Source organism: Polyangium jinanense (assembly GCF_028435265.1).
GTDB lineage: Bacteria > Myxococcota_A > Polyangia > Polyangiales > Polyangiaceae > Polyangium > Polyangium jinanense.
This window is the reverse complement of the sequence record NZ_JAGTJK010000032.1, coordinates 112,288-118,611: the sequence shown is the minus strand read 5'-3', so window position 1 is coordinate 118,611 and position 6,324 is coordinate 112,288. Positions and strand designations below refer to the sequence as shown.

Here is a 6,324-nt window from a genome sequence, read left to right as displayed (position 1 = left end):
CCGCGCTGCACCGCGTGAGGGGTGGGATCATTCTTCCCACGGGGCCATTGTCAGCTTTGGATGATAACCCCTATCATCCTTTCCTGGCGCACGGTCAACTTGGCCACCAGCTCCGCTCGGGCGGTGGCGAGGTCGTTGTTCGGCATGACTGCCCTCCGAAGGGGTTGCCGAACGACGACAGGTGATGGAGAATGAACCTGCTCGCGTCGGCCAGGATCCCGCGAGTTCAGGCCCGGTCAGGGTGGAAGCTGACCGGGCCGTTCTTTTTCAGTCTACCAAGGCTCGCCATGGGCGAGCGAGAAGAGAATAAGCGGCGCGAATTGTTTACGGTTGTGCTCGGTCACCGAGACGAGGTGCTCGCCCTTGTCGTCCCGGGCAAACATTCCGAGCCCGCTGCGCCACTGCGGCTCGGTGTAGTCCTCGGGGGCACTGCTCGCGTCAATGTGGATATGCCGAGGATGATCACGGCGGAGGATACGCTCGGCGGTTTCCCGATGCTCCTCGAGCGCGAGATCATCGAGGCAGGCGTAGAACGCGGCCACCCTGTAGCGGGGTGTCCGGTGCCTCGTGCGCATCTTCGGCTGCTGCATGGACGACCAGACCGTCATCGCGAGAGCGCAGATGGGTGCCAGCAGAGGCTGCTCTCGCAACCGAGCTGCATCGATGAACGTCGACGCGCCCCTGGTGGATAGAAAGCTCGCCAGCGCCTTCGCCGCTGCCAGGTCGCTCTGCCGGGCCCCCAGCGGACGCACAGGAGGCGGCGAAGCGGACTGATGCGAAACCGGGACGACGGGCATGACTATCCATAGCGCAACACCAACGGCTATGACAGGGCTTCGCCTCAAGAATGATGCGGAAAAACCGAGCGCGGATCGGGCTGGTCGCGCCATCCTGTTCGATCTTGCGCTGGAGGCCGAAGAGGCGGCACTCTTGTCCGCATGCACGACATCGACGAGATGAGCACCGATGCCGAGTTTCCCGACGATGGACACGCCGAACCTGCAGGGCGCCTGCTGACGAAGCGCTCGATCGACCACGAGGTGGCGATGCTCTGCGGTCTGCCGATGAAAACCGTCAACGAAGTGACCGCGATGTTCCTCGACCTCACGATGTCCGCGATCGCTGAGCGAGGCGAGCTTTATCTCCATCGCTTCGGCACCTTCACGGTGAAGCGATACAAGGGCAAGGCGCTGGCGCAGGAGCAGCTCGGGAAGAAGGTCCCACCTGCACGCCGGACGATGCGCGATATCAGCAAGAACGAGATCCACTTCAAGAAGTCCCGCGGCTTCCGCAGCCGGCTCCGGGACCTCGGCTGGTAGCCCTCCGTTCAACCCCCCCGTTCTGTAAGTGCTCAGAACTATTGGGTTCTGCATTGGACTTGTCGTCACTTGTGGCCCGACCTGGTCGGCACGCGAGCACTTGGGAAGTGCATTTCTTGGGGGGAGGACGGGAGTGGCCTTGGTCACGTCTTCGTGCACAACCGCCCAAAAACGAAGCGGTATCGCTTCGCTGACGTGAAGTCGGTCACCTAACCGTGCACGGGCCGCGTTCGTGGAAACGAGCGGTGAGCACCGCGTTGCAGGCGGTCGTCGAAGAGAAGGCTACGCGCGTATCCTGCGCCTGGCGGACCTGGATCCTGCCCGCCGGACTCCCAGCACCCAGGCGGCGGCCTCCACGCTGGCCTTCTGCAGGCGAGGAATCACGAACTGGCTGAGCTCTCGCTCCTCGAGCGGCACGCCAACGAAGACCGCCCCAGTTTCCGAGCGCGCACGCTCAAGGACCGTGGCGAGTTCATCCGATCCCACGAGCTGGGACAGGGCGATGAACACGGTCCCATCAGGGGCAAGGGCGAGTGCCGCGTCGTGCACCCGCAAAGCCGTTGCCGGCGCTCGAGGTCGCCGTTTCTTCAGCTGCTTCGCATCCGCGTCCCCGGTCCGCCGCCGGACACTGTCGCTCATTCCGCCGCGATCCTCGTAAGCAGGTCGGCCGCGAGTTTGGCCAGCGCCTGAGCCTGACGCTGAAGCTCCTCCCTGTCCTGCAGCGAAAGCTCGACCTTCGAGCATTCCAGCAGCGAGTCCTCGACGGCGCGCATCGCCTCGAGCGCCCTGGCGGCCGGGGGTAACTTCGCGCCCATGTCGGAGGGCGACGAAGCTACGTCTGGGACTTGAGCACGCGACGAGGAGTCGGGCGCGCCGCTTGTCGCTGAATTTTTCTTGTTGATGGCACGGTCCCGCTTCCCCATGTCCTCCGCGCGGATCTTCCCTGCGAGCACGTCCGCGAGAAACTTACTCCGTTCCTCCTCGGGGACCGACTTCAACGCGGTGGAGAGCAGCGCGAGGGCCGTCATGCTGGGCAGCGTCGCGTTGTCCTCGACAAGCGGACTCTGGCCCGCGGCGACGCTCTGCACGATCTTGTCGAAGTGCTCGCGGTAGTACTTCCAGCCTGCCTTACTGGCCCTAGCGATCTTCTTGTACATGGCCGCGCTCTCGACACCGAGGTGCTGCCGCGCGTACGTATCCATATCGTCGTAGCCGGCCTGCTTGAAGAGATTCTTCCTGCGGATGTACCCGAACAGGATCGCGCTGAGCCCGCTGGCGTTGCGGAACAACCGGAAGACCTTCGGCGTCACGTCGAGGATCTGCTGGACCGAGGCGTCCCCGCCCAGCGCGCGGTTGCCGGACGGAGCGGCGGCAGCTTCAGCCAAGCGGGGGGCTACATGTTCGGTGGGTGCCGCGGCAGCGACGTTGCTCGAGCTCGGAGCGGCGCCAGCGGGGCGCGACTTCTTCTTCGACATGATGATGGACTCCTTCCAGTTTCCCGTAGCGAAACTCATTGTTCGCCTGGGTTGCTGGAGCCCAACGCAACTTTTGTACCCATAAGGACATCGGACGAGAACTTCTTGATCTTCCTTGCAAAAGTCGGCGATCCACATGCCGATGTCACGGCGTTGTTGTTCTACGCCGCAGCACCGTGCAGCATCGGGGTGTCATGCAGCAGCGGCCATCTCATGAACCACGTCCGTCGAAGCTCGCCCGGGCAGCGCTTGATCCACCTCGGCTCAAGGCCATGGTCCGCGCATACCTTGGCAACCCGTTCTTCAACCGCATCCCGGAAGGGGTGTCCGGGCTACTCGACGTACCTATCAGCGAGATCATCGAGGTAGCGAGCAAGCTCGTGGTCGACGGGCTCCCCCGTGATGCACGCAGACTGCTCCTCGCAGCGGGCCACTCTCGGATCATCGGTCCTATCAAGGATGGCCATATCAACCCCTTCGAGCTACTCGGGAACGCCGCCACTCAACAGATGGGGGTGAACATGGCCGAAGTGGGGAGCCTTCTGTACGCCGCTCAGCGCGTTTCGACTGCGTTGCACGCCTTCATCGGCGTATCCGAGCATGCGCAGCGCGTCCGCGCTTCTGCATGGGCTGCATGCTTTGGCCATTCCTTGGAGGACACGCTCATACTACGAGAGGCAATTCTCGATCAAAATGTGCTGATTCTTGGCGAGACCGGAACCGGCAAAGAGATAATCGCGAACGCGGTCCAGCAAGGTACGCTGGGGGCAGGTCGGACACCTGCACCAACACAAACGGTAAACGCCGCAGCTTTGCCTGGAGAGCTTGCCGAGTCGGAGTTGTTCGGGCATGAGCAGGGCGCTTTTACCGGTGCAGTGAAGAGTAGAAAAGGCAAGATCGTCGAGGCAGACGGAGGAACGGTTTTCCTCGACGAGATCGGGGACCTCTCACTCCCTGTCCAGGCGAAGCTACTTCGTGCGATCGAAACAGATAGAATCACTCCCGTCGGCTCCAACAAGGAGATTCAAGTCAACGTTCGGTATATCGCCGCGACCTCGCACCCGATCGAGGAGATGGTCGAACGTGCGACGTTCCGCCGAGACCTCTACGAGCGGCTGGCTGGTTGCGTCATCAAAATTCCACCTCTCCGCCACCGCCCAGAAGACATCGTGCCGATCGGTATTGGATTGCTCGACCGCGTCTGCGCAGAAGCGCTCCAGCGGCGACTGGCGTTAGCTGGTGCGTCAGAAACCTTGTCGACACCTGTGGTAGCTCGCGATGAGGCGGCGACATATTGGCTGCAAACGGAGGCCGTCCACCGCCCGTGGCATGGAAACGCCCGGGAGATCGACAACGTGCTTCGATCCTGGCTACTCGGAACTAACCTGGAGTGGATGTCCAAAAGCGAGCCTTCCAGCAATGCGGCCATGCGCGGGGGCGCCACAAGCGATGTGCCTAACCGGATTCTACAGTGCAAGACAACGCTGAAAGACGTCCACGACTGGTACGCTCGCCGAGTTCTCGATTCAGTTCGTTGGAACAAGAGTGAGGCCAGCCGGATCCTCGGAATCGATCGAGGTACACTTCAGCGGATCATCAAGGGAGAGGGAGGGACGGACGACGACGCCTGAGCGTTGTTCCTTCTCGCGCTGGATGGCGCGGCTCCCACGACTTCGTGTAGCATCCGAACGCGTGCCGACGCTCGTCCTCTCCCATCGTTACAGTCCTGACTCGAACGCGCTCTTCGCCGCGGCGATCTCCGCCGGCTGGGACGTCGAGCGCCTTCACTCGTTCCGCTGCCCAGAGGGCCTCGCGGCGCGTGAGCCGGTGTTCTACGGAGAGACGATTCTGGCGGACGCGATCGCCGACGACCTCGGGATCACGCTGCTCGAGCCGACGAGCGACTGGCTGCCGCGGTTGCCGCAGCGCCATCGGCTTCGTGACGTGCGTCTCGCGATGCTCGCGGAAGCCTTGTCGATCCGGGAGCGCGTGTTCGTCAAGCCGACCGACGAGAAGTGCTTCCCCGCGCGCGTCTATGCCGACGGAGCCGCGCTCGACCCCGATCCGGTGTTGCCTCCCGACCTGCCCGTGCTGGTGAGCGAACCGGTCGTATTCGAGGTGGAGTTCCGGTTCTTCGTGCGGGAGCGCGAGGTGGCGGCATTCTCGCCCTACATTCGCGGTGGGGAGCTCGCTCGGAATGCGGCGGGTGAGTGGGAGGCGGACCGAGCGGAGGTGGAGGCGGCGTCTGCGTCGATCCAAGCGGTGCTCGAGGATGCCGACGTGGAGCTGCCCCCCGCGGTCGTCGTGGATGTCGGGCGAATGGCGGGGCGCGGCTGGGGTGTGGTCGAGGCGAACCCTGCGTGGGCATCCGGTCTCTGCGGATGCGATCCAGTAGCAGTACTTTCGGTGCTGCGGCGAGCGACCGTGGCGCGGGGCATGTTGTCGGAGGCTGACCGGCGCTGGATGCGCCAGGTCGGGTAAGAGACCTGTAGAATCCCAGGAGAAAGGACACCCAGCCCATGGAGCTCCGACGCACGAAGGCCACGAGCCATGGTGGCAGCCTGATCGACGCGCTCGCATCCATGAGTGAGCCCGAGCTCTTCAAGACCGTCGCCGAGCTCGCCGAACCGCGGCACATGTTCGTCCAGCGCGCCCAGAACCGAAAGGCCGCTCAGTTCATCGCGGATGCGTTCGAGGAGCTCGGTTATGCCGTCGAGCTCGAGGGCGAGCTGCGGAACGTCGTCGCAATGCCGCGCGGGGCCGTCGATCGCCCCCTGGTCCTCGTCGGCGCCCACTACGACAGCGTGCCCGATACGCCGGGCGCGGACGACAACGCGAGCGGCATCGCCGCCATGCTCGCCTGTGCGCGAGCGCTCGCGAGCCTCGGGACGCCCTTGCCCGTGGGGTTCGTCGCGTGGAATGGCGAGGAAGATGGGCTCCTCGGCAGCATCGCATTCGTCGCCCGCCGGCAACCAGCCGGCGCATCGATCGCCGCCGTGCACGTGCTCGAAATGGTCGGTTATGCGAGCCACGAGGCAGGTTCGCAGCGAATGCCGTTTCCGGTCCCCGGCGCACCGGACGTCGGCGATTTCATCGGTCTGCTCACGAACCAGCGCTCGAACCACCTCGTGGAGCTCGCGGCAAAGCAGGCGGAAGCGCTGGTCCCCGAGCTGCCGGTCGTGGGACTGAAGGTCTACCTCGGCCTCGAAGGGTGGCTCCCCGTGCTGCATCGGAGTGACCACTCGCCGTTCTGGAAGGCGAAGATCCCGGCCATGCTCTGGACCGATACCGCGGAGTTTCGCAATCCGAACTATCATCGGCTTACGGACACGTGGGAGACGCTCGATTATGCCTTCATGCGCCGCGTGACCCAGCTCCTCGTCGCGACGGTCGCGCGGCAGGTGCGGACGGGTTGATCGCGGTGCCCCGGGCACACCGGCTGGCGACAACAAAGCCAACCAGCTCAACCCCACGAGCCCGGTCTACTACAAGAGCTGCGCATTCCCTGCCCCTCCCAACCTGCTCTCGGG

The 6,324-nt window shown here is 64.0% G+C and carries 7 protein-coding genes; 4 read left to right on the top strand and 3 right to left on the bottom strand.

Translation table 11 applies throughout. The annotated features are described in order from the left end of the window. Positions 1 to 272: 272 nt before the first annotated feature. Positions 273 to 797 carry a hypothetical protein gene (locus KEG38_RS37735; protein ID WP_272425279.1) on the bottom strand — a complete coding sequence of 175 codons (525 nt, stop codon included), beginning with the start codon at positions 795 to 797 and terminating at the stop codon, positions 273 to 275. Between the two features lie 141 nt (positions 798 to 938). On the opposite strand from KEG38_RS37735, the gene KEG38_RS37730 reads away from it, so the two are divergent. After that, the gene (locus tag KEG38_RS37730; protein WP_272425278.1) at positions 939 to 1,319 is read left to right on the top strand and encodes an HU family DNA-binding protein; all 381 of its coding nucleotides are present in this window, start codon (positions 939 to 941) and stop codon (positions 1,317 to 1,319) included. A 282-nt stretch (positions 1,320 to 1,601) separates the two neighbouring features. Here KEG38_RS37730 and KEG38_RS37725 read toward each other — a convergent pair whose 3' ends face one another. Both KEG38_RS37725 and KEG38_RS37720 read right to left on the bottom strand, forming a co-directional pair. Then, positions 1,602 to 1,958: a hypothetical protein gene (locus KEG38_RS37725; RefSeq protein ID WP_272425277.1), complete on the bottom strand. Its 357-nt coding sequence runs from the start codon at positions 1,956 to 1,958 to the stop codon at positions 1,602 to 1,604. Next, a complete protein-coding gene (locus KEG38_RS37720; protein ID WP_272425276.1) occupies positions 1,955 to 2,794 on the bottom strand; it encodes a hypothetical protein in 840 nt (279 codons plus the stop codon). The genes KEG38_RS37725 and KEG38_RS37720 overlap by 4 nt, the downstream gene beginning before the upstream one ends. Before the next feature lie 272 nt (positions 2,795 to 3,066). Here KEG38_RS37720 and KEG38_RS37715 point away from each other — a divergent pair, with 272 nt between their 5' ends. From KEG38_RS37715 to KEG38_RS37705, 3 genes are all read left to right on the top strand, one after another. Then, complete coding sequence (locus KEG38_RS37715) at positions 3,067 to 4,425, top strand: sigma 54-interacting transcriptional regulator (protein WP_272425275.1); 1,359 nt, start codon at positions 3,067 to 3,069, stop codon at positions 4,423 to 4,425. A 61-nt stretch (positions 4,426 to 4,486) separates the two neighbouring features. After that, a complete protein-coding gene (locus KEG38_RS37710) occupies positions 4,487 to 5,275 on the top strand; it encodes an ATP-grasp domain-containing protein (RefSeq protein ID WP_272425274.1) in 789 nt (262 codons plus the stop codon). Positions 5,276 to 5,313: 38 nt separating this feature from the next. Beyond that, positions 5,314 to 6,210 carry a M20/M25/M40 family metallo-hydrolase gene (locus KEG38_RS37705; RefSeq protein ID WP_272425273.1) on the top strand — a complete coding sequence of 299 codons (897 nt, stop codon included), beginning with the start codon at positions 5,314 to 5,316 and terminating at the stop codon, positions 6,208 to 6,210. Positions 6,211 to 6,324 lie beyond the last annotated feature (114 nt).